The following is a 21,991-nucleotide window of genomic DNA, read 5'->3' on the forward strand; positions in this document are numbered from 1 at the left end:
GTCAGCCGAGCAGGCGGCGCAGCCAGTCCTGCCGGGCAGCGACCGCGGTGCGGCTGACGGCCGCGTCCGGGGCGAGGGTGTCGAAGCCGTGGAGGGCGCCGGGCCAGACGTGGAGTTCGACGTGGCCGCCGGCCCGCCAGAGGGCGTCGGCGTAGGCGGTGACCTCGTCGCGGAAGGTTTCGGCAGAGCCGACCTCCAGGTAGGCGGGGGGCAGGTCGGTGAGGTCGTGGGCGCGGGCGGGGGCGGCGTACGGGGGGAGGTCGGGGGCACGGTGCAGGGGGCCGAGGGCGGCCTGCCAGGCGGTGGCGTTGGAGGTCGCGTCCCAGGTGTCGTGGCCGGCGGCCTGCCGGGTAGAGGAGGTGGTGCCGCGGTCGTCCAGCATCGGGCTGAGCAGCAGTTGTCCGTACGGCGCCGGGCCGCCCCGGTCGCGGAGCAGCAGGCTGAGGGCGGCGGCCAGTCCGCCGCCGGCGCTCTTGCCGGCGAGCACGATCCGGTCGGGGTCGATCCGCAGCCTCCCGGCGTGCGCGGCGGCCCAGCGCAGGGCGGTGCGGCAGGCGTGCAGCGGGGCGGGGTAGCGGGCGGCGGGGGCGAGCGGGTACTCGACGGAGAGCACGGCCAGCCCGAGCGGCTCCGCCAACTCCCGCAGCACGCGCGGCAGTACGGCGTATGCGTTGCCGCCGATCAGGCCGCCCCCGTGCAGGTACAGCAGCGCGGGCAGTACGCCGTCCGCCCCGGCCGGACGGCCGGAGACCACGGCGACCCCGTCCGCGTCGTGCTCGGCCGCCTCGAACCGTCCGCCGTCGGCGAGTTGGCTCAGCGTCGGCCTCGGCCGCCGTTCGGCGTCCCGCCGCTGCCAGGCCGCGAGCCCGCCGGGCGTCAGCGGCGCGGGCACTCCACCGCGGGCGGCCAGCGCGGCGGCCAGCTCGGGGTCCAGGTACGGCTCGGTCTCCATGCGGTCGAGTATGCGCGAAGGCCGACCGAGAGCGACAAAGGTCGACATCCGTTCACACACTGGGAGCTGAAGCCTCGTCGCGGTAAGCACCGTTGCAGTACGAGCCGCTGTCCTGGCGACCACGGTTGGAGTTCCGTGAGGAGCGGGACGATGCCGCCGGTCCCGAGGGTGCCTAGGGGCGTCTCAGCCCCGGGGCCTGACCCCCGATCCCTCGGTGAATGCGCCCGGATCCCGGTCCGGGCGCACCCACCCGCGCATGTCCTGGCCCGTGTCGCCCGACTACGCCGAAAGCTTGGCGCCTGTGCTGGGGGCGAACCCGCTTCCCTGCTCGGCGAACACGTTGATCGCGGCGCCCAGGAACTCCACCAACCCGGGGTGGTAGGAATCGTGGAACGCCCTCATGGCCTCGTCCTCGGCATAGAAGAGCGACATGCCGACGTACGCCTCCCTGGAGGGGGTGTAGAACCGGCAGGCGATGTCGAAGTGCCTGCGGACGAGCTCCTGGATCTGCTGGTCCCCGGGCAGGGAGCCGCCGTCCAGGAGAGCCGTGATCTCCCGATACAGGAGGTCCCAGTCCTGGTGGACCCGCTCCCTGTCCACGTGTTCCCAGTCGTTGGTCTCGGCAAGGCTCTTCGCCTGCTCCTCGGCCAACGACCGGCGACACTGGTCCTCGTAACTGTTCCCCACTGCACCGCTTCCCGTTGTTGCATCGCCTCTCCGGTGGACCCGAGAGAGCGCCGACATCGACATCGACCGGCCGTCGGTGATCAACTGCCGGTCCAGGGCGGACGATGACACACCGCCACCGGAACGGCAAACCAATTCCTGGACCCGTGGGCGCCCCCTCCCGGTCAGCCAGCGGCGGAAAGGCGCAGTCCGAACGGCGAGCCGTCGGAGCGGAGCGTCCAGCCGTTCAACCGCGCGGGCCCGGACTCCGGCGGCGGACCTCGCGCCGCAGGAGGAGCGCGGCCGTCGAGTAGTGGCCGGAGCATGCCGTCAATGGTCGGCCGGACAGCTCCTAGTGAGCTGGTCCGGAGATTCTTGAGCAGTAGCGGCAGATTCGGTCGATGATCTGGTCGGCGGTCTTGGTCCACTTGAAAGGGTGGGCGCTGTCGTTCCAGTTCTTGATCCAGTCCTCGAGCGTGGTCTTCAGGTCGTCGAGCGAGCAGAACACTCCACGCTCGAGGCAGCGCCGTTCCAGCTCCGCGAACCACCGCTCGACCTGGTTGATCCAGGACGAGTACGTCGGCGTGAAGTGCAGCTGGACGCGGGGATGCGCGACCAGCCAGCGGTGCACCACGGGTGACTTGTGGGTGGACAGGTTGTCGCAGATCACGTGGACCGCCAGGCCCGGCTCGGTCTGGCGGTCGATCTTGTCGAGGAAGTCCCGGAAGTCGACGGCGCGGTGCTGGGCGGATAGCCGGCTGATGACCTTGCCCGTGGCGACGTTCAGCGCGGCGAACAGATCCACGGTGCCATGGCGGACGTAGTCGAAGCTGCGGCGTTCGGGGACCCCGGGCAACATCGGTAGCACTGGCGCGGTCCGCTCCAGGGCCTGGATCTGCGGCTTCTCGTCCACCGCGAAGACCACCGCGTTCGCCGGCGGGGCCAGGTAGAGGCCGACCACGTCCCGGATCTTGTCGATCAGCAGTGGGTCCGGAGAGATCTTGAAGGTCTCCGTCCGCCAGGGCTGCAGCCCGAAGGCTCGCCAGATTCGCAGCACGCTCGACGGTGAGATGCCGACCTTCGCGGCCAGCTCCCGCTTCGACCAGTGGGTGGAGCCCTCCGGCGTCTCTTCCAGGGTGCGCACCACTACCTCCTCCACTTGGGCGTCGGTGATGGTGCGCGGGACCCCGGGCCTCGGTTCGTCGGCCAGGCCGTCCAGGCGGTCGTGCAGGAACCGGGCCCGCCACCGGTTGACCGTGCCCCGGTTGACCCCCAGCCGGGCGGCCACCGCGATGTTGCTGCCGCCCTCTGCGCAAGCCAGCACGATTCGCGCTCGCATCGCGAGCCCTTGGGCGGTCCTGCGTCGGGTCGCCCATCCCTGCAAGGTCAGCCGCTCCGAATCCGACAGGACCAGCGGCTGCAGCCTGTTGTCACCCATACGGACAGCAGACTGCAGAGCTGACGCCATGTCACCACCTGGAGCGCGGAGAGCACCGGAAATGTGGCGCAAAGCGCCTCACGTGGCGACCGCAGATCTCAAGACCAGCTCACTAGCCGGGAGGACGCTGCGCAGGAAGTCGGGCGGCCCGACTTCCTGCGCAGCGCTCGCCGGGCCTGCGCCGTGGCCGACGGCGCCGTCCGTGCCGGAGTCTCTCGGGTGCCGGTCGGCGTCGATTGCACCGACCGGCATTTCGGGTCGTGCCGGGAAGGGCGGCGGAGGACGGACGTCACCAGTGCATCAGCGCCGCCTCACCGGCGCCCCACGCGCAGTAGATGCGCGCCCGCAGGAGGTAGTTGCGCCCCTTGAAAAGCTTGACGCCCAGGCGGGCGTTGCGGTCCTCGCCGCTGTCGTCCTCGGCGGTGACGTACCGCAGCTCCCCGTTGACCCGCTCGAACAGGGCCATCAGCACGTCGGCGTCACCGAAGGTGCCGATGGAGTACTTGCGCGTCTCGGTCGGTGAGAGCGCGAGATCGACCTGGTCCCCGACTCCGGTCGGGAGCTGGACGGGCTGGTGGGGCGTCAGCACGCGGGGTTGCGCCACCAGCGCCGGGTACCAGGCCAGCACGTCCTCCTTGTCGGTCGCCGACAGGGACAGCGGCTCGGGAATGCCCTGGAGGCGGAGTCGCTTCGGCCGCCTGATCCATCCGGGCGCGACGGGGTACTCCATGACCGAGTCCTTGTCGAAGGTCGAGCCCTCGACCTCGGCCGGGTCCAGCTTGCGGATGATGTTGAAGAAGGTCGTGGCCCGGTCCCAGCGGTTGGGGGGCTGGGCGAGGGCCGCGTAGACCACCTCGTCGTTCCAGTCGATGCCGGCGTTCGGGTTCTGGTGCTCGTGCTCGAAGCCCAGGACGTGCCCGAGCTCGTGCAGCGCGGTGGCGTGGCCGGAGGCGTCCGTGAGGTCCCAGCCGTAGCTGGTGGTGGGCTCACGGCGCGGGACCCCCAGCACGTCCCGGCCCACGGCGGACTCCGACTTGTCCCCCTTGAAACTGATCCGGACCTCGGCCTCCGAGATGTCGTCCACCTCCCGGAAGTCCAGGCCGATGCCGAGGCCCTTCCACTCCGTGAAGGCGTTGCGAACGGCGTCGGGCTGGCCGGGCGGGCGATCGGGGCCGCCGGTGTCGAGGAAGCAGTAGTGCAGGACGGTACCGTTCAGCCACTTCTTCCGAACGGTGCGTATCGCGCTGGCGCGAGCCGGCGCCAGGCCTAACCGGGGAGCCGGTGTTGCGGACGGTTTCACGGAACAGAGCTGCGGCGCCGGATAGGCCGCCGCCGCCTTCTTGCCACCAGCCATGAGGGAACCCTCCCATCTGCGAACCACCGCACGGACGCGGGCGGTTGAGGTCGCTGAGCTGGCTGTCGGGCCTTGGGAAGTCTTTCCCTCATCGTCTCGATGCGGGGCCACTACCACAACCCTCGGCCGGTGTCCACATGGGGCGAAGTGCCGGATTGCGGAGCCGGCGGCGGCCGTGACGCCCCGTCCGCCACCCTCCGCACTCGAGCGACTACGCGCGACGCCCTGTCATCGCACCGCTCCGGTGGGTGGTTGTGGCTCGGATCGCCGGAGCGGGGGGCGGTGCCGCGTCCGGGCGGGACCGTTTTGCCTGCAGCGCCGGTCGGGCTGTACTGTTGCTCCTGCCGACGCGGGGTGGAGCAGCTCGGTAGCTCGCTGGGCTCATAACCCAGAGGTCGCAGGTTCAAATCCTGTCCCCGCTACGAGAATGAACGGCCCGGAACGAAACGTTCCGGGCCGTTCTGTTTGTGCCCCTGCAGTGTCTTCGAGCCGCGGCACGTGTTCCGGCGCAGGCTCGAGGCGGTGCAGGCCGGGCGGATGCGGGCGCAGGGGGGGCGCGTCTCAGTGGGCCCCGGGTCGCGTCGCCGGCTGGAAGCGGAAGGAGACGGCCTCCATCAGGGGCTTGCGTCGGGTCTTCTGGACGGCGGCGATCCGCCACCGGCCGTCGACCCCGCGCACCACCGTGTAGGTCGCGAGCTTGCCCAGCTTGCTGCCCTGCTTGCGGTCCCGCTCCGCGGCGCCCCCCTTGCGGACGTCGCCGCGGGTGACGACCACTGCTGCGTCGGTGCCGTAGAAGCGAAGGTCGGTGATGTCGAGGATCAGGCGGGTGCCCTTGAGGAAGCTGTCGAAGAGGGCCTGGTGGGCCCGGCCGATCTCCTCACCGCCGTGGTAGACGGTGCCGACGTAGGTGACGTCGGTGGCGTCCTCGGTGAAGCAGGTGCCGTACCCGGCGCCGTCGCCGTCGGCCCAGGCCGCGGCGCTGCGCTCCAGCAGGGCGCGGATCGCGGCGGCGTCGGACGCGTGGGGGGCGGTGGTGCAGCGGTCGGCGGTCGTGGTGTCGTCGGCGGTGCTCATGGTCTCCCCTTCCATGATAGCTTCTTTGGCGAAGATGCTTCTCCAGTGAAGTCTCTTCGTCGAAGAAGAGATTAGGGAGTGGAGGAACCGGTGTCAACGTCCGCCCTGCCGTCCGGTGCCAGTGAGGTCTACCGCCGGTATCTGAGCGCTGTGATGCTGCACGGCCATGCCAGTGCCAAGGCGTGCGAGCTCGGCGCCACCGATCTCTACGCCCTGAACATCCTTCAACTGGCCGGCCCGATGACTCCCGGCGAGCTCGGCACCCGCAGCGGCCTCACCACCGGCCCGACCACCCGTCTCATCGACCGCCTGGAGCAGGCCGGCTACGTACGCCGGGCCCCGGACCCCGGCGACCGGCGCAAGGTGATCGTCGAACCGATCGGCCGGCCTGCCGACATCGACCGGGTCATGGCTCCGGCGCGCCAGCGGATCGAAGAGGTCCTGGAGGCCTACTCGCCCGAGCAGCTCGAAGTCCTCTTCGACTACTTCGCCCGCGCTGCCGACGCCTATCAGGCGGCCGCCGAACAGCTACGGGCCGAGAGAGCCGAATGAGGCGTCGATGCGACGGCGCCGCGGGCGCCCCCGTCGCGCGATTGCGAGGGGGGCGCCCGCGGCGCCGTGTCGTGGTAGCGCCCTAGGCCAGGCGCGCCACGGCCAGGGACAGTGCGCGGTCGAGCGCCGCCTCGGCGTCGCATGGCACATCGGGCCGGACGCCGGTGCCCTCCCAGTTGGTACCCGAGACCGGGTTGACCGCTCGGGCGACGGGCACGCTGAGCTCCAGGTGCGGGTGGACCGTCCAGCCGTCGCGCGGGTGCGCGCCGCCCCGGGTGGCCTCCCCGACGACCTCGGCGCGCCCGAGCTGCTGCAGGTCGTAGGCCAGCTCCTCGGCCGCGGAGAAGGTGCTTCCGCTGGTCAGCACGTAGAGCGGCTTCTCGGCGCCGAAACGGGCACCCGGGACGAACGGCGGCGTCCAGGACTGCGCAGCCGCCTCCCCCTGTCGCGAGAGCATGGTGTTGAGGTGGGTGCGGCCGTCGAGCAGGTAGCCGCAGATGAAGGCGACCGTGTCCGGATCGCCGCCGGTGTTGCGGCGCAGGTCCAGGATGAGGGCGCGGGCGGGTGCCACCAGGGAGAGTGCCGCGGCCAGCGGCTGCGCCGCCCAGTCCAGCGGGAAGATCTTGGGTGCGATCTCCAGGACCGCGACGCCGGCGTCCAGCAGCTCGACCCGCGGAACGCCGCTCAGGGAGGCGTCGAATTCCCTCCGCATCGCGGCGAGGGCCGCCTCGCCCTGCTCGCGCGGCACCGGCACGGCGTGGTACTTGAGGGCCAGGTGCAGGTCGCCGTTGACCGACCTCAGGTCCGCGGTGACGGCTTCGGCCAGCTCCTCCGCGGTTTCGGCCCGGTAGAAGCCCTCGGCGCTCCGGCTCCGCAGCAGCGATGCCAGTTGCCGGGCGACGTCGGGGAACACGTAGTTCCCGGCGATCAGGTCGGCGATCGACTCGACGACGGCGACGGTGTCCAGCACGGGTGACGATGTGGTGGAGGTCATGGGAGGGAGTAGACCAGCGGCTTGCCAAAGCGTCAAACGGACTTAACGCTTGATCAGGTGAGCCAGCAACCAGGTGAAGAGATCCAGCGGATCAGCACCTCCCTCCAGCACACCGCCCTCGCCCACCCGATGCGCCAGCGCCTGCTCTTCGCCCTGAGCGCCCGGCCGTCGACGATCAGCCGGCTCGCCGCGCAGCTGGGAGCGAACAAGGGCAGCGTCTCCCACCACCTCGGGGTGCTCTGCGGGGCGGGGCTGGTCCAGGACGCGGGAACGCGACGGGTGCGCGGCGGCACCGAGAAGTACTACCGGCGGACCGCCGAGCGGCTCCTCGTCGCCGAACCGCAGGCCGAGGGGACGGCCGCGCTGCTCGGCGCCATCGCCCAGGAGTTGGAGCGCTCACCCGCCGACCACCTCCTGAGCGTGCGCCACATCCGGCTCAGCCCGGCCAAGGCGGCGCGGCTCGCCGAGGCGCTGGCCGCACTGGTCGACGAGACGGAGGAGGATCCGGAGGGCGAGCCGGTGCACGGTCTCCTGGTGACGCTCTACCAGCAGGCGGGCGCGTAGGACCGGTGGCGGTTCCGCCCGGCACCTCGCCCGGCCGGCACGCAGCCGAGGAGTCGTCGAGCGGGCCGATCAACGCGTCGAGGACCTGTGAACTCCCGGTCGCGGACGGGGGATCCTCCGGAGTGGCGCAGCGCGGCGCGGTCAGGCCACCGGCTCACCCGGGCGGGTCAGGTTGGTGCCGCTGCCAGGGTCGAAGACGTGGATCCGGGAGGTGTTGATCCACAGGTCCAGCCGGGCGCCCTCGGCGGCGCGTGTCGCGGTGTTCAGACGGGCGACGAGGCGGTGCTCGCCCATGCCGGTGTCCGCCCGGCCGGAGTCGGCGGCGATCTCGGCGAGCTCCTCGGAGTGGGCGGGGCCTCCGGTCTCGGTGAAGTGCACGTACACGTCGGAGCCGACGGATTCGCGGACGTCGACGGTGACAGTGCAGACGGGATCGCCGCCGCGGTCGTCGACGAGGGCGGCGTCCTCGAAGTCCTCCGGGCGGATGCCCACGATGACGTCGCGCGGCGCGTTCGCCTGCTCCAGCGCGCGGCGCGTGCGGTCGTCGACCGGGAGGTCGCCGAGGGAGGTGCGCAGGACGCTCTGTTCCAGGGTGGCGGCGAGGAAGTTCATGCCGGGCGAGCCGATGAAGCCGGCGACGAAGAGGTTCACCGGTGCGTCGTAGAGGTGCTGCGGCGACCCGACCTGCTGGACGACGCCCGAGCGCATGACGACCACCCGGTCGCCGAGGGTCATCGCCTCGACCTGGTCGTGGGTGACGTAGACGGTGGTGGTGCCCAGCCGCCGCTGGAGAGCGGCGATCTGGGTGCGCATCTGGACCCGGAGCTTGGCGTCGAGGTTGGACAGCGGCTCGTCCATCAGGAACGCCTTGGGGTCCCGGACGATGGCGCGGCCCATCGCGACCCGCTGGCGCTGGCCGCCGGAGAGGTTGGCCGGCCGGCGGTCGAGGTGCTGGGTCAGGTCGAGGATGCGGGCGGCCTCCTCGACCTTGGCCGCGATGGTGGCCTTGTCCACCTTGGCGAGGCGCAGCGCGAAGCCCATGTTGTCGCGGACGCTCATGTGCGGGTAGAGCGCGTAGCTCTGGAACACCATGGCGATGTCGCGGTCCTTGGGCGCGCGGTCGTTGACGACCTGTCCGCCGATGCTCAGGGTGCCCTCGGTGATGTCCTCCAGGCCCGCGATCATGTTGAGGGTGGTGGACTTGCCGCATCCGGAGGGGCCGACGAGGATGACGAACTCGCCGTCGGCGATGGTGAGGTTGAAGTCGCGGACGGCGAGCGCGCCGTCGGGGTAGCGCTTGGTGATGCCGTCGAGGACGATCTCGGCCACGGTTCGCCTTCCTGGTCCCGCCCGGTGGGGGGCGGTCTCATCCCTTGACTGCGCCGGCGGTGAGGCCGGCGACGATGCGGCGCTGGAACAGCAGGACGAAGATCACGATGGGGATGGTGATGACCACCGCCGCCGCGGCGATGGATCCGGTCGGCTGCTGGAACTGCGAGCTGCCGGTGAAGAAGGCGATGGCCGCCGGTACGGTCCTGGCCGAGGTGGTCGAGGTCAGCGAGATGGCGAACAGGAAGTCGTTCCAGCAGAAGATGAAGACCAGGATGCCGGTGGTGAAGACGCCGGGAGCGGCCAGCGGGGCGATGACCAGGCGGAAGGCCTGCCACGGGGTGGCGCCGTCCACCTTGGCCGCCTTCTCCAGGTCCCACGGGATCTCGCGGAAGAAGGCCGACAGGGTGTAGATCGCCAGCGGCAGCGAGAAGGTCATGTACGGGATGATCAGACCGATCCAGGTGTCGAAGATGCCCAGCGTGCGCTCGATGTTGAACAGCGGTGAGACCAGCGAGATCGGCGGGAACATGGCGATCAGCAGCGAGACGCCGATCAGCAGCCGCTTGCCGGGGAACCGCAGCCGGGCGACCGCGTAGGCGGCCATCGTGCCCAGGACGACGGCGATGGTGGTGGCGATCACCGAGATGCCGATCGAGTTGACCAGGGCGCGGGTGAACTCGGAGGTCTGGAAGATGCCCCGGTAGTTCTCCCACGTCCACTCGCGCGGGATGAAGTCGCCGTCGGTGAGGGTGCTCGGGTCCTTGAACGAGAGCGCCACGATCCACCACACCGGGAACAGTGCGTACAGGATGACGATCAGGTTGGCGAAGCCCCAGCTGGTCAGGGTACGGGTGTGGCTGCTCATCGGCGCTCCGGCTCGCCACCCGGCGCGGCGGCGCCGAAGACCTTGATGAAGACGAAGGCGATGACCGCGACGCAGAGGAAGATCAGCACCGAGATCGCCGACCCGATGCCCAGGTTCAGGGCGGTGAACAGGTTGTCGTAGCCGAGGATCGACACCGATCCGGTGTCGTTGGCGCCGCCGGTCAGCACGTAGATGTTGTCGAAGATGCGGAACGCGTCCAGGGTGCGGAACAGCAGGGCGACCAGGATCGCCGGTTTCATCAGCGGCAGGACCACCAGCCGCAGCCGCTGCCAGAACGTCGCGCCGTCCACCATCGCCGCCCGGACGGTCTCCTCCGGCACCAGGGCCAGGCCGGCGAGGAGGAGCAGGGCCATGAACGGCGTGGTCTTCCACACCTCGGCCAGGATGATCAGGCCGATCGCCTGCCACTGGTCGGTCAGCGGGGCGCTGCCCTCCGGCAGGAGCGCGGCGAGGTAGCCGACGCCGGGCGTCCAGGCGTACTGCCAGGAGTAGGCGGCGACCACGGTGACGATGCCGTACGGGATCAGGACCGCGGTGCGCACGGTGCCGCGGCCGAACACCGCGCGGTGCATCACCAGGGCGAGGGCCATGCCGAGCACCAGCTCGATCGCGACCGAGACCACGGTGATCAGCACGGTGACCCACAGCGCCTGCCACCAGAACGGCGAGGTGAGCACCGCGCCGTAGTTGGAGAGTCCCACCCAGTGTGCCTGCTGCGGGAACCGCAGGTCGTAGCGTTGCAGCGAGAGGTAGATCGCGTAGACGATCGGGTAGGCGGTGACGGCCAGCATCACGATGGCGGCGGGCGCGCAGAGCAGCAGGCCGAGCTTGCGTTCCTGACGGGCGCCCTCGGAGAGTTCCGCGGTCTTCTTCCCGGCCCGGTCGCCGAGTGCGGTGGCAGGTGTCACGGGATCAGCCCCTTGGAGCCGAGGGCGTCCTCGATCTGCCCGCGGAGGTCGGCCACGGTGCTCTCCGGATGGATGTCGGCGGGCGGTGAGAGGGTGTGCGAGATCGCGATGGACACGTTCTGGTAGGCGGGGGTCTGCGGCCGCACGCTGGCGTTGTCCAGCGCGGCCAGCACGTCCGCGGCGAACGGGTAGCTCTCGGTGAGCTCGGCCGCCTGGTAGAGGCTGCGCAGGGACGGCGGCAGGCCGCCCTTCAGCGCGTTGGTGAGCTGGTTCTCGCGGTCCCGCAGGCAGAGGGTGGCCTCGAACGCGAGGTCGGGGTGCCGGCTGTACGCGCCGACGGCCAGGTCGATCCCGCCGATGGTGACGGTGGCCGGCCGGTCGGGCAGCACCGACGGGTACGGCGCCCAGCGGAAGTGCTGGAACAGCTCGGGCTGGTTGGCCTTCATCGACGGGTAGACGAACGGGTAGTTGAGCTCGAACGCGGCCGTCCCCGACTCCATCGCCAGCCGGTTCTGGTCCTCCATCTGGTTGGGCAGCGAAGGGTCGGCGGCCGCCGACGTCGCGGTGTCGCGCATCACCTGCGCGGCCGCCACCGCCGGCGGGCCGAGTGACGGTGCCTGCGCGTCCGGCGTCAGGATGGAGCCGCCCGCGCTCGTGATCAGTGTGTTGAACCACACCGTCAGGCCCTCGTACTGGGCGCCCTGGATCTCCACGTAGTGCGGCTTGCCCTGCTTGGCCAGCGCGTCCGCCTGGGCCAGCATCTGCGCCCAGGTCCTCGGCGGGGTCGGCACCAAATCGTCCCGGTACCAGAGCAGCTGCGTGTTGGAGTTGTACGGCGCCGCGAACAGGCGTCCCTGCCAGGTCGCGGTCCGCACGGCCGCGTCCAGCGTGTCCGCGGTGGCCTGCTCCTTCATCGGCCCGGTCCACTCGCGGATCCAGCCGGCCTCCGCGAACTCCGCCGGCCAGGTCACGTCCAGACCGAGGATGTCCACCTCGGCGTCGTGCGCGGCCATCCGGCGCACCAGCTGCTGGCGCTGGCCGTCGGCGCCGCGCGGCAGCTTGTTGTAGTTGATGGTGTACCGGCCGCCGGACTGCCGGCCGCAGCGGTCGGCGGCCTGTTCGAGGGCCCCGGAGTCGTCCGGGAAGTTGTACCAGTTCAGCGTGACCGGTCCGCCCTGACCGCTGCTCCCGCAGCCCGTCAGGGTCTGCGCGAGCACGAACAGGCCCGCAGCGGCGGTGCACCACCGTGAGCGGAACCCGCGGATGACCGGCATCGCTCTCCCGGGACTGTGACGGACGGACTCGACGACGCTAGCCCGCCACGGTGCGCCACCGACGCGATGGCGCGCCCGCCACGCGGGGAGACCAGCCGGATGGAGGAGCCTTCGACGGGGCGGCACGTGCTCCTCAGTACTCGTTCTTCAGGACGAAGTACGAACCGCGGATGGTGCCGGCGAGCTTCGACCGCTGCCGGGCGAACTTGAACCGCGAGGCGAGCTCCTCGGGAATCTCCATCCCGTCCGAGAGCTTGAAGCCGACCGCCCGCTTCTTCGGGTCGTGGATGGTGTACATGACGTTGACGGAAAGGCCGCTCTCGTAGAAGACGTAGGCCATGCGGATGTCGTCGACCTGGAAGGCCGTGGCTTCGAGGGGGCGGGACGCGATGACGATCTCGCGTTCCTCCTTCAGGATCCGGTGCACCCAGTCGACGACCGTCGTCGCCTCGCTCGCGGGCTCCACCGTGAAGACGTGGTCGTACTTGTTCTTGAAGTAGCGGGCCTCGTTCGCCCGCAAACCGGCGAGCGCGGCTGCGACGGGCGACGACTCCAGTCCGACGGTCGAGACGGTCTCGAAATCCACGGTGTACGACATGCCGGATCCTTTCTCGGTGCCGCGGGTGGCCGACCGAATCGCCGGCCGGGCGCCGAGTGGTGGAGGCCGGTGTCCGCTCGTCGAAGCGGCGGGAAGGTGGGATGCGGTGATCGTATGCGGCGGCGGGGAGGATGACCGGTCGGCGGGGCGGCTGCGTGTCGGACTCGTTCCGGCGGCACCGGAGTGCTGTCCCGGGGGCCGCCCTGGCCCGTTCGCACGTCAGCGGGCCCCGGCCGGCGCGATCGGTGGGGTTTTCCGCCTCGGCGTGCTGCGCATTGGCCGGTTCTCGATGCTCCGAGGCTCGCGGTCGCTCGCGAACGCGCGGAAGCCGGGGGATATCCCCGGCATTCCGGGACGGGGGCGGCGGGGGGCCGACGGAATTCGGACAATCCGCCGTCGGCTGTTTGGGCGCCGGGGTACTTCGGCAGTGTGAATATTGAATGTTCTCCTGCGGTCCCTGCCCGCCGACCCTACCTCGGTGGCCGAAGGCAGAAAAGAGATGCCATGGACGATTTCGACGGCGAAACCTCCAAGCGCAACCCCGTCTTCTGCACCCTCGTCAACGCCCCCCTCGATCTCGATCGCGACGACCTCGGCCACCCCGATCACCCGGACCTCTGGCAGCGACTTCTCGCCGACCGGCGGCCCGTTCACCGGCGGGGTCTCCACTGCCCGCAATGCCTGACCGTTCGTGCTGTCCCGGCCTGGATGTACGTCTACGAACGCCGGGGAGTGCGCATCGCCGCGCACCACAACCCCCACCACGACGGCCACCGCGGAGAGAGCGACGAGCACAAGGCGTACAAGGAGCGCTGCGCGCGGGCGGCCGAGCGCGGCGGCCACACCGCGGAGGTCGACGCCGTGGGTGCCGACGGCAGGAGGCGTGCCGGTGTCCTCGTCACCGGCGCCGGGGGAAGGCAGTACGGATTCGAGGCGCAGCTCTCCTACATCACCGCGGCGACCGCGCGCAGCCGCGACGCCGCCGCGAGCGCCGACGGGATCACCACGGTCTGGCACACCGTGGACCCGAAGTCCCCGCTGATCGACGTCGTCCGCTGGACCCGCGCGGACGATCTGCCGGCAGCCGCGATACGCGACGACCGCCACCTGCTGGTCCGCGGTGGGGTACGGACCCTCGACCTGCAGCTCTGCGAGCGCATGCCCGCGCCGTGCCCCCGGCGCCGGCAGGGCAGCTGCGGGCGCCGCCATCCGCGGTGGGATCCGAGGCCGCGGCAGTTCGACGACCTCGTCCGGGACATCGCGGACGGCTCCTACGTCCCCCTCGCGGTGCAGGCCGGCCGTGCGCTGCACCGGTTCTGGGCGCCGGCCCCGGACCTGGAGACGTACCTCGACAGCGGTGGCACCCTCGCCGAGGAGGATCACCCGGGACGGGCGACGACGGCCCGGAGTGCCACCCGCAGGGGGCGGCCGCGAGACGCGCAGTGCGTCGTGGACCGGGTCGTGCGACGCAGGCGGCGCTTCGAGCCCGTGCCACCGCGGGACGGGGGCGATGCCATCTGGCTTCCGGCGGCCGGCGTCGCCGTGCCGATCCCCCGACCGCCCCTGGTCTCGGTCCGCGAGGGGGTCTGTTCGGCGGGCCGTACGCACTGCGGGGCCGAGGCCCGGCTCTACCCGGCCGGCTGGCTCTGCGATGCCCACCGGCCGGGCGCGAATCGCCGGTAGCCGGTAGCCGGTAGCCGGTAGCCGGTTGGCGGTTGGCGGTTGGCGGTTGGCGGTTGGCGGTTGGCCGGTGGGCGGTCGGTGGTCGACGGGCCGCGGGCCGGTCCGTCGTGGTCCGGGACCTGCCGGCGCTCTGCCGGGAGCCGGGCGCTACCGGCCGAGGGCGGCGACCTTGCGGAGGAGGACGGCGCGCTCGCGGCTGTTGCCGCACAGGCGGGCGGCGAGTTCCAGCTCCGTCCTGGCCTCGGTGGTGCGGCCGAGCCGGGTGAGGAGCTCGCCGCGGACGCTCGGGAGGAGGTGGGAGCCGGACAGACGGCCGGCGGCGACCAGCTCGTCGACGATGTCCAGCGCCTCCTGGGGGCCCGTCGCCATGGCGACGGCGACCGCCCGGTTGAGTTCGACGACGGGGGAGGGGGCGACCCGGCCGAGCGCCTCGTAGAGGAGCACGATCCGCTCCCAGTCGGTCTCGGCGACGGACGGAGCCTCGGCGTGGCAGGCGGCGATGGCCGCCTGCAGGCCGTAGGGGCCCAGGCCGCGCCCGGCGGCCGTCGCGCGGTCGATCGCCGCCAGGCCGCGCCGCACCGCGGAGCGGTCCCACAGCCGCCGGTCCTGGTCCTCCAGCAGGACCGCCTCGCCGTCGGGGCCGGTGCGCGCGGGGAAGCGTGCGGCGGTGAGCTCGAACAGCGCGAGCAGCCCGAACACCTCCGGCTCGTCGGGCAGGAGGGAGGCCAGCGTCCGGGCCAACCGGATCGCCTCGTAGGCGAGATCGGGCCGCAGGAGCCGGTCGCCCGTCGTCGCCGTCGAGCCCTCGGTGAAGATCACGTAGAGCACGCTCAGGACGCCGCCGAGCCGCTCGCGCCGCTCCGCCTGCGGTGGCAGCTCGAAGGGCACCCCGGCCGCCGAGATCGTCCGCTTCGCCCGGGTGATCCGGGCCTGGACGGTCGGCACGGGCACCAGGAACGCACGGGCGATCTCCGCGCTGGACAGGCCGGCGACCACGCGCAGGGTCAGCGCCGCGCGCGCCTCGGGCGAGAGCACGGGGTGGCAGGACACGAAGATCAGCGCGAGGACGTCGTCCTCGATCCGGTCCGGGTCCCAGGGCAGCTCGTCCGACCGGTCCGCCGGGGGCTCGGCCCCGGAGCTCGCCCCGCCCTCGCCGAGCCGGTCCGCCAGGGCGGCGTACCGGTCGTCGAGGGCGGCGCGGCGGCGGAAGTGGTCGATGGCGCGCCGCCGGGCGGTGGCCAGCAGCCAGCCCACCGGGTTGGCTGGCCGGCCGTCGCGGGCCCAGGCCACCAGGGCCTGGGCCACGGCCTCCTGGGCGACGTCCTCGGCGAGGTCGAAGTCCCCGGTGTAGCGGGTGAGGGCGCCGACGATCCGTGCGGACTCGATGCGCCAGAGGGCGTCGACCGCCCGCCGAGCCGATTCGGCGCCCGGTGGGCGGTCATCCGGCGCGCCGGGGCGGTGTGCGCCGTCGCCCGGTGCGCCGTCCGCGGTCACGGGTGTCAGAGCTGGCCGGTCCGCTCGCGCCATGCCCGCTCCCTGATGATCCACTCGTTGTCCTGCGGGAACTCGTCGATCCCCGGCACACGCCGGATCTCGATCTTCGTGCCGGGGAAGGGCGGCAGCCGCTTGGCCCACTCGACCGCCTCGTCCTTGGACGCCACGTCGAGGATGTAGAAGCCGCCGAACAACTCCTTGGTCTCACCGTACGGGCCGTCGGTGACCACCGGGGTCTCCCCGCCGAGGTCGACCACCACGCCCTGCGCGGCGTCGTCGAGGCCCTCGGCGGCGACGAGCACGCCCGCCCGGATCAGCTCGTCGTTGTAGCGGCCCATCGTGGCGAGCATCTCCTCGAAGGGCGTCTCCATCATCTTCGCGAGCGACTCGTCGGTGCCACGCATGATCAACATGTACTTCGCCATGGCTGTTCTCCTTCGTCCGGAGGGGCGGTGTCCGACCCTCTCTATCCCAGGTCGAACGGCGCGGCCGCGGATCGACACGACGGGGGAATTCGGTGCCACCGGTTTTCCGTCCTTCGCCACCTCGGGCTGCTGCCGTGCCCCGCAGGCGGCCGACTCCGGGGCGCGACGCCCTTCAGCGGCTCCCGACGAGCGTGGCGGAGCGGGTCACGGGGGCACGCCGAAGACGGCCACGGCGCCGTGCTGCCGGGGGCTTCACGCCGACCCCGGACGCCACTGCGGGTCACGACCGGTGAAGGCGAGCAGCCGGTCGGTCCGGCCGGCCTCGGCGGGGACGTCGACCGCGGGGCCGTACTTGCCGAAGTTGTCGCGGACGAAGTCCACGGTCTGCCGGGCGGGGGTCTCCAGGCGCTCGGCCATGGACTCGGTGAGCGGGAGGTCCTGGCCGGTGGCCCGCGCGATGTCCCACGCGTGGACGGCGGCGTCGAGCGCGGCGACCGCGGTGCCGACGTCGGCGGGCATGGGGCCCATCGGCGTCGGCACGCTCTCGGCCTCCCGCACCGACTCCCACGCCTTCATCGCGGCACTCAGCACCGTCTCCAACTGGGCCGCGGCGGCGCGGCCGTCGGACGCCAGTGCGTCCTCCGGCTCGAACGGGTCGCCCGCCGGGGGCTCCCCGGTGATCTGCATGACCAGCGCCTGCTGGTCCAGCCGCGCGTGGTGCAGGATCTGGCGCACCGTCCACTCGCTGCACGGCGTCCTCGCGCCCCAGGCCTGCTCCGGTACGCCGCGCACCGCGGCCAGCAGGTACTCGTGCGCCTCGGCCAACAGCTTGAACCCGTCGACGGACATGCGTTGTCTCCCCCGATGTCGAGATGATCGGAATCACAGCGGTAACGAGAACGTTCACCCCCACCCTAGGACCCACCACTGACACGTCGTAAGGCCATCCCGCGACGGTTTCGGAGAGGGTGCCGGGTGCACGGGTGACGCGGCGGCTCCGACTGCGCCCGGCCCGTTGGCCGGTGCGATGTTCACCGAAGGGCGTCGAGGGTGTCGCCGTGGCGGCTCCCCGTCCGTAGGATCGGGCCTGCCGCGCAGGGGAGGCGGGCCTGGTGGGCCGCGCCGGGGGAGGGAGGCGCCGCAGTGCGATTCGCCGGTGTGGGTCTGACGCGCGAGGGCTACCGGATCGCCGTGGTGGACGCCGACGGACGACCGGCCGGTCCGCCCGAGACGCACCGGCGCTGCGCCGTGGAACGGCCGGTGGCCCGGCTGGTCGCGCTGGCGCGACGGGCGCCCGGCGGCTTCGCGGTGGTGGTCGACAGCGCCAACGGCATCCTCGACGCCGCCCTGGTGGCGGCCGGCGTCGCCGTCCTCCGGGCCGACCCGCCGCTCCTCGTGGATGGTCGTGTCACGGCGGAGGCCCTGGCCGAACTGGGCGCCTCGCGGCCGGAGTCGCTGGTGGCGCTCGCGGGCGGAGGCTGGACGCTGAGCGGGCGCGAGGAGGAGATCCGCGCCGCCGAGGCGGCCTGCGCACCGGTCGAGCGCACGCTCGGGGCGCAGGGGCGACTCCTGCGCGGGGGGGAGGGGACGGCGCCGGTGGTGGCGCTCACCTTCGACGACGGCCCGCACCCGGAGCACACCCCGCGGATCCTGGACGTGCTGCGCCGGCACGAGGCCCCGGCCGCCTTCTTCTGCATCGGCCTGCACGCGCTGGCGTACCCCGGCGTGGTGCGCCGAGTCGCCGCCGAGGGCCACACACTGGGGAATCACACCTGGTCGCACGCCTACCTGCCGGATCTCGGCCCGATCGGGCTGCACCGTCAACTGTCCTTCACCGCCGAGGCGATCGCGGCGGCGACCGGGGGTGGCCCGGTGCCGTGGCTGCGGCCCCCGTACGGCGGGCGCAGCCCCGAAGTGCTGGAGCGGGTGGCGGAGTCGGGGCTGACGACGGTGCTGTGGGACGTCGAGACCAACGACTGGGCGCGACCCGGGCCGGAGGTCGTCACCGAACGCGTGCTGCGGCAGGTCCGGCCCGGCTCGGTCGTGCTGATGCACGACGGCGGTGGCGACCGGTCCCGGACCGCGGCCGCCCTGCCCGCGGTGATCACGGGCCTGCGCGAACGCGGCTACCGGTTGGTCGCGCTGGAGGAGTTGGCGGCCGAACGTACTGCAGCGCGGCGGGCTGCTGCGGCGAGGCACCCGTGAGGGGGTGGTCCCGGATCCGGTGACAGCGACGGGCGGTCGGGGCCCGTGGCGAGGCTGTACCGGATCCGCGGCTCCGACCAGCGGGCGCCGCACGGCGGCTGGGCGGGCGACGACGCCCGGAGCCGGCGGGGGAGGCGGCAGGTCGCGTGAGGGCTGCCCTTGCGGCCGCCGACAATTCGCTTGCGTCCGGCTCGGGACCGGATATGCTGTGCCGGTCCTCGTGATTGCCGTGCTCGGAGCTCCTCTCCGCGCGGTGGCGGACGAGGTTTCGACGAAGAGGAGGTGTGTCCGAATGGTTGCCGCCCTGTCGCGGCGCGCCTTCGTGTGCGCGCCCTACGCCACTCTCTTCCGTCATTCGCCCACCGGCTGACGACGCGCCATCCTCGGCGCCGCGGTGGGCCGTTCCTCTGGAGCCACCGCAGTGCGCGAGCGTTACACCGACAGCGATTCCTTCTCCCGTATCCGCCCCAAGGGCGGCCCCCGGCGCGGCCGCCGGTCCGAGCGGTTCGACGACGCCGAGTCCCGGTACCCCGAATTCGCCTCCTTCGAGGCCGAGTTCACGCAGTTCGACGAGGCTGCCGGGACCGGCGAGGCCGCCGACTTCCACGAGTACCCCGGGTACGCCGAGTACCCCGTCCACCCCGAGGACGCCGGCGTCCTCCCGGCCCCCGCCGCCGACGGTCCGGCGGAGGGCGACCGCTGGTCCACCTGGGACCAGTCCACCCCGACCGAGAAGGGGCCGGAACCGCGCCCCGACTGGGTGGTCACCGAGCTGGCCGCGGTCGACACCGAGCTCGGGATCGTCAAGACCGGCAAGGAGGCCGACGTCTTCCTGCTGGAGCGCGGAGTCCCGGGCACCGAGCGGCGCACGCTGATGGCCGCCAAGCGCTACCGCGACGCCGCCCACCGGATGTTCCACCGGGACTCCGGCTACCTGGAGGGCCGTCAGCACAAGGAGTCCCGGGTGAGCCGGGCGATGGCCAAGCGCACCGCCTTCGGCCGCGAGGCCATCGCCGGTCAGTGGGCGGCGGCCGAATTCGGCGCGTTGTGCCGCCTCTGGTCGGCCGGTGCAGCCGTCCCCTACCCCGTGCAGATCACCGGCACGGAGATCCTGATGGAGTTCGTCGGCACCGCCGACGGCACGGCCGCGCCCCGGCTCGCGCAGCTGCGCGCCGAGGAGGTGGACGTCGAGGACCTCTGGGAGCAGCTCGGCCGCAGCCTCTCGGTGCTCGCCGCCGACGGCTTCGCACACGGCGACCTCTCGGCGTACAACATCCTGGTCCACGAGGGCCGGCTGGTGATCATCGACGTGCCGCAGATCGTGGACGTCATCGCCAACCCGCGCGGGCGATCGTTCCTGGAGCGGGACGTGCGCAACGTCGGGGCCTGGTTCGTCTCCCGGGGCCTGGCCGAGCGGCGCGTCGGCGAGCTGGTCGGCGAGCTGGCCTTCGACGCGCGGCTGGGGTAGCCGGTCCGCGCGCGAGCGGCGGGGCGGGCCGCCGGTCCCCGGCGCGGGACCGGCGGCCCGGCCTCACCCGCCTGCGGCCCGGCCTCGCCCGGCCTCACCCGCCCCCGGCCGGGCCTCACCCGACCTCACCCGCCCCCGGCCTCCCCGCCCCGGCCGGCATCGCGCCGTACCGGGCCGGGGGCTGCGGCGCACCGCCCGCTGCGGGGCGCGCGTCCTCAGGCGAGGTCGACCAGGCCGCGGTACTCCTCGCTCCACAGGTCCTCGTCCGCGTCGGGCAGCAGCAGGACGCGGTCCGGCCGCAGCGCGTCGACCGCCCCCGCGTCGTGGGTGACCATCACGATCGCCCCCGGGTAGGTGCCGACCGCGGCCAGCACCTCTCCCCGGGAGGCGGGGTCGAGGTTGTTGGTCGGCTCGTCCAGCAGCAGGACGTTCGCCCCGGAGTGGACCAGCCCCGCCAGGGCCAGCCGGGTCCGCTCCCCGCCGGAGAGGACGCCGGTCGGCTTGTCGGCGTCGTCCCCGGAGAACAGGAACGCGCCCAGCACGTGCCGGGCCTCACCGTCGCTCAGGTGCGGTGCGGCGGCGGCGAGGTTCTGCCGGACGGTGCGCTCCCGGTCGAGCGTGTCGTGCTCCTGGGCGAAGTAGCCCAGACGCAGACCGTGCCCGCGGACCACCCGTCCGCCGTCCGGCCGTTCCGCACCGGCCAGCAGGCGCAACAGCGTGGTCTTGCCGGCGCCGTTGAGTCCCAGCACCACCAGCCGGCTGCCGCGGTCCACGGCCAGGTCCACCCCGGTGAGGACCGGGCGGCCGCCGTAGGACTTCGCCAGGCTGATGGCGCCCAGCGGCGTCCGGCCGCACGGGGCCGGCTCGGGGAGCCGGATCCGGGCCACCTTGTCGGTGCGCCGCACCGGCTCCAGTTCGGCGAGCATCCGGTCCGCGCGGCGGGCCATGCTCCTGGCCGTGACGGCGGTGGCCGAACGCGCCTTCATCCGGTCCGCCTGCGTGTGCAGCGCGGCGGCCTTGCGCTCGGCGTTCGCCCGCTCCCTGGCCCGGCGGCGGGCGTCGGCGTCCCGCTGCGCCAGGTAGCCGGACCAGCCGGTGTTGTGGATGTCGATCGCCGCCCGGGTGGCGTCCAGGTGGAAGACCCGGTTGGTGAGGTCGGCGAGCAGCCCGGTGTCGTGGCTGATCACCACCAGGCCGCCCCGGTGGCGCAGCAGGAAGGTGCGCAGCCAGGTGAGCGAATCGGCGTCCAGGTGGTTGGTCGGCTCGTCCAGCAGTAGGGTCCCGCCCTCGCCGGCGAACAGGATCCGGGCAAGCTCCGCCCGGCGCTTCTGCCCGCCGGACAGTGCTCCGACCGGTTCGCCCAGGGCGTGCTCCGGCAGCCCGAGACCGGCGGCGACCCGGGCCGCCTCGGCCTGGGCGGCGTAGCCGCCGCCGGCCTGGAACGCGGCCTCGGCGCGGGTGTAGGCGTCCATCGCCCGCTCCAGCGCCGCCGCACCGCGGGCGTCGGCCATCGCGGCCTCGGCCGCGCGGAGCCCGCGCAGGCTGTCGTCGAGCCCGCGCACGGACAGGATCCGGTCGAGGACGGTGACGGACGGGTCGGCGGCGTGCGAGTCCTGGGGGAGGAAGCCGACCGGCCCGGTCCGGGTGATCGCCCCCGCAGCGGGCGCCGTGTGGCCGGCGAGGGCGGTGATCAGGGTGGTCTTGCCCGCGCCGTTGCGGCCGACCAGGCCGATGCGGTCGCCGGGGGAGACGGTGAAGGAGATGTCGGACAGCAGCAGGCGCGCGCCGGCGCGCAGCTCGACACCGCGAACGGTAAGCATGGGGTAACGCTCCGAAATAGCAGGAGGACACACTTCTGGCGTGGAAGCGGGTCCTCGGCTAGGAGATTCGGGGCGTAGACATGCGACCACGGTAACAAGCGGGCGCGCCGCCGCGCACATGACTTTCGTGCGCTGCGGTGGTGCCGTTGCTGCTGCCGTTGCCGTTGCCGTTGCCGTTGCCGTTGCTGCGCGGGTGCGGGTGCGGGTGCGGGTGCGGGTGCGGGGCACCGGACCGCTCCCTTCCACCGCGAGCCGGTGACCTCCCGCGGACACCCTCGGGATCGCCCCGGCACACCGGTGTGAA

At 72.4% G+C, this 21,991-nt stretch carries 20 protein-coding genes and 1 tRNA gene; 6 read left to right on the forward strand and 15 right to left on the reverse strand.

Annotated features, from left to right (window positions below; genetic code table 11):
* Position 1 precedes the first annotated feature (1 nt).
* The 4 genes from MCM47_RS07295 to MCM47_RS07310 all read right to left on the reverse strand — a co-directional run bounded on the left by MCM47_RS07295 (position 2) and on the right by MCM47_RS07310 (position 4,410).
* Positions 2-952, reverse strand: coding sequence for an alpha/beta hydrolase (locus MCM47_RS07295; protein ID WP_238859625.1), 951 nt, complete (start codon positions 950-952; stop codon positions 2-4).
* 279 nt (positions 953-1,231) lie between these two features.
* On the reverse strand, positions 1,232-1,639 hold the full coding sequence (locus MCM47_RS07300; protein ID WP_238859628.1) for a TipAS antibiotic-recognition domain-containing protein: 408 nt from the start codon (positions 1,637-1,639) through the stop codon (positions 1,232-1,234).
* A 331-nt stretch (positions 1,640-1,970) separates the two neighbouring features.
* On the reverse strand, positions 1,971-3,056 hold the full coding sequence (locus tag MCM47_RS07305) for an IS630 family transposase (RefSeq protein WP_238859630.1): 1,086 nt from the start codon (positions 3,054-3,056) through the stop codon (positions 1,971-1,973).
* Between the two features lie 289 nt (positions 3,057-3,345).
* On the reverse strand, positions 3,346-4,410 hold the full coding sequence (locus MCM47_RS07310; RefSeq protein ID WP_238859632.1) for a hypothetical protein: 1,065 nt from the start codon (positions 4,408-4,410) through the stop codon (positions 3,346-3,348).
* A gap of 348 nt (positions 4,411-4,758) precedes the next feature.
* On the opposite strand from MCM47_RS07310, the gene MCM47_RS07315 reads away from it, so the two are divergent.
* Positions 4,759-4,832 (forward strand) — tRNA-Met (locus MCM47_RS07315).
* 139 nt (positions 4,833-4,971) lie between these two features.
* Here the strand turns inward: MCM47_RS07315 and MCM47_RS07320 are convergent.
* On the reverse strand, positions 4,972-5,499 hold the full coding sequence (locus MCM47_RS07320; protein WP_238859636.1) for an SgcJ/EcaC family oxidoreductase: 528 nt from the start codon (positions 5,497-5,499) through the stop codon (positions 4,972-4,974).
* Positions 5,500-5,574: 75 nt separating this feature from the next.
* Between MCM47_RS07320 and MCM47_RS07325 the strand changes: the two genes are divergently transcribed.
* Positions 5,575-6,036, forward strand: a complete 462-nt coding sequence (locus tag MCM47_RS07325) for a MarR family winged helix-turn-helix transcriptional regulator (RefSeq protein WP_374209084.1) — start codon at positions 5,575-5,577, stop codon at positions 6,034-6,036.
* 82 nt (positions 6,037-6,118) lie between these two features.
* On the opposite strand, the gene MCM47_RS07330 is transcribed toward MCM47_RS07325, so the two are convergent.
* On the reverse strand, positions 6,119-7,030 hold the full coding sequence (locus tag MCM47_RS07330; RefSeq protein WP_238859638.1) for a S41 family peptidase: 912 nt from the start codon (positions 7,028-7,030) through the stop codon (positions 6,119-6,121).
* A gap of 57 nt (positions 7,031-7,087) precedes the next feature.
* On the opposite strand from MCM47_RS07330, the gene MCM47_RS07335 reads away from it, so the two are divergent.
* Entirely contained in the window at positions 7,088-7,594 is a 507-nt protein-coding gene (locus MCM47_RS07335) for an ArsR family transcriptional regulator (RefSeq protein WP_238859640.1), read from the forward strand.
* Positions 7,595-7,735: 141 nt separating this feature from the next.
* On the opposite strand, the gene MCM47_RS07340 is transcribed toward MCM47_RS07335, so the two are convergent.
* From MCM47_RS07340 to MCM47_RS07360, 5 genes are all read right to left on the reverse strand, one after another.
* A complete protein-coding gene (locus MCM47_RS07340; protein WP_238859642.1) occupies positions 7,736-8,923 on the reverse strand; it encodes an ABC transporter ATP-binding protein in 1,188 nt (395 codons plus the stop codon).
* 37 nt (positions 8,924-8,960) lie between these two features.
* The gene (locus MCM47_RS07345) at positions 8,961-9,791 is read right to left on the reverse strand and encodes a carbohydrate ABC transporter permease (RefSeq protein WP_238859643.1); all 831 of its coding nucleotides are present in this window, start codon (positions 9,789-9,791) and stop codon (positions 8,961-8,963) included.
* Positions 9,788-10,720, reverse strand: coding sequence for a sugar ABC transporter permease (locus MCM47_RS07350; RefSeq protein ID WP_308222296.1), 933 nt, complete (start codon positions 10,718-10,720; stop codon positions 9,788-9,790). The genes MCM47_RS07345 and MCM47_RS07350 overlap by 4 nt, the downstream gene beginning before the upstream one ends.
* Positions 10,717-11,994, reverse strand: coding sequence for an ABC transporter substrate-binding protein (locus tag MCM47_RS07355; protein WP_238859644.1), 1,278 nt, complete (start codon positions 11,992-11,994; stop codon positions 10,717-10,719). The genes MCM47_RS07350 and MCM47_RS07355 overlap by 4 nt, the downstream gene beginning before the upstream one ends.
* 133 nt (positions 11,995-12,127) lie before the next feature.
* Positions 12,128-12,592 carry a hypothetical protein gene (locus MCM47_RS07360; RefSeq protein ID WP_238859645.1) on the reverse strand — a complete coding sequence of 155 codons (465 nt, stop codon included), beginning with the start codon at positions 12,590-12,592 and terminating at the stop codon, positions 12,128-12,130.
* A 504-nt stretch (positions 12,593-13,096) separates the two neighbouring features.
* Here MCM47_RS07360 and MCM47_RS07365 point away from each other — a divergent pair.
* The gene (locus tag MCM47_RS07365) at positions 13,097-14,275 is read left to right on the forward strand and encodes a hypothetical protein (protein WP_238859646.1); all 1,179 of its coding nucleotides are present in this window, start codon (positions 13,097-13,099) and stop codon (positions 14,273-14,275) included.
* A 147-nt stretch (positions 14,276-14,422) separates the two neighbouring features.
* Here MCM47_RS07365 and MCM47_RS07370 read toward each other — a convergent pair whose 3' ends face one another.
* The 3 genes from MCM47_RS07370 to MCM47_RS07380 all read right to left on the reverse strand — a co-directional run bounded on the left by MCM47_RS07370 (position 14,423) and on the right by MCM47_RS07380 (position 17,043).
* On the reverse strand, positions 14,423-15,802 hold the full coding sequence (locus MCM47_RS07370) for an RNA polymerase sigma factor (RefSeq protein ID WP_238859647.1): 1,380 nt from the start codon (positions 15,800-15,802) through the stop codon (positions 14,423-14,425).
* Entirely contained in the window at positions 15,775-16,194 is a 420-nt protein-coding gene (locus MCM47_RS07375; RefSeq protein WP_238859649.1) for a YciI family protein, read from the reverse strand. The genes MCM47_RS07370 and MCM47_RS07375 overlap by 28 nt, the downstream gene beginning before the upstream one ends.
* Positions 16,195-16,446: 252 nt before the next feature.
* Entirely contained in the window at positions 16,447-17,043 is a 597-nt protein-coding gene (locus MCM47_RS07380; protein WP_238859651.1) for a TIGR03086 family metal-binding protein, read from the reverse strand.
* A gap of 294 nt (positions 17,044-17,337) precedes the next feature.
* On the opposite strand from MCM47_RS07380, the gene MCM47_RS43190 reads away from it, so the two are divergent.
* Positions 17,338-18,399 (forward strand): polysaccharide deacetylase family protein, encoded by a 1,062-nt coding sequence (locus MCM47_RS43190; RefSeq protein WP_238859652.1) that lies wholly within the window; start codon positions 17,338-17,340, stop codon positions 18,397-18,399.
* 421 nt (positions 18,400-18,820) lie between these two features.
* Positions 18,821-19,867: a serine protein kinase RIO gene (locus tag MCM47_RS43195; RefSeq protein WP_238859653.1), complete on the forward strand. Its 1,047-nt coding sequence runs from the start codon at positions 18,821-18,823 to the stop codon at positions 19,865-19,867.
* Between the two features lie 215 nt (positions 19,868-20,082).
* Here the strand turns inward: MCM47_RS43195 and MCM47_RS07395 are convergent, their stop codons facing one another.
* Positions 20,083-21,687 carry an ABC-F family ATP-binding cassette domain-containing protein gene (locus MCM47_RS07395; RefSeq protein ID WP_238859655.1) on the reverse strand — a complete coding sequence of 535 codons (1,605 nt, stop codon included), beginning with the start codon at positions 21,685-21,687 and terminating at the stop codon, positions 20,083-20,085.
* Between the last annotated feature and the right edge of the window lie 304 nt (positions 21,688-21,991).

It is taken from the genome of Kitasatospora sp. A2-31, assembly GCF_022288725.1.
Lineage (GTDB): Bacteria > Actinomycetota > Actinomycetes > Streptomycetales > Streptomycetaceae > Kitasatospora.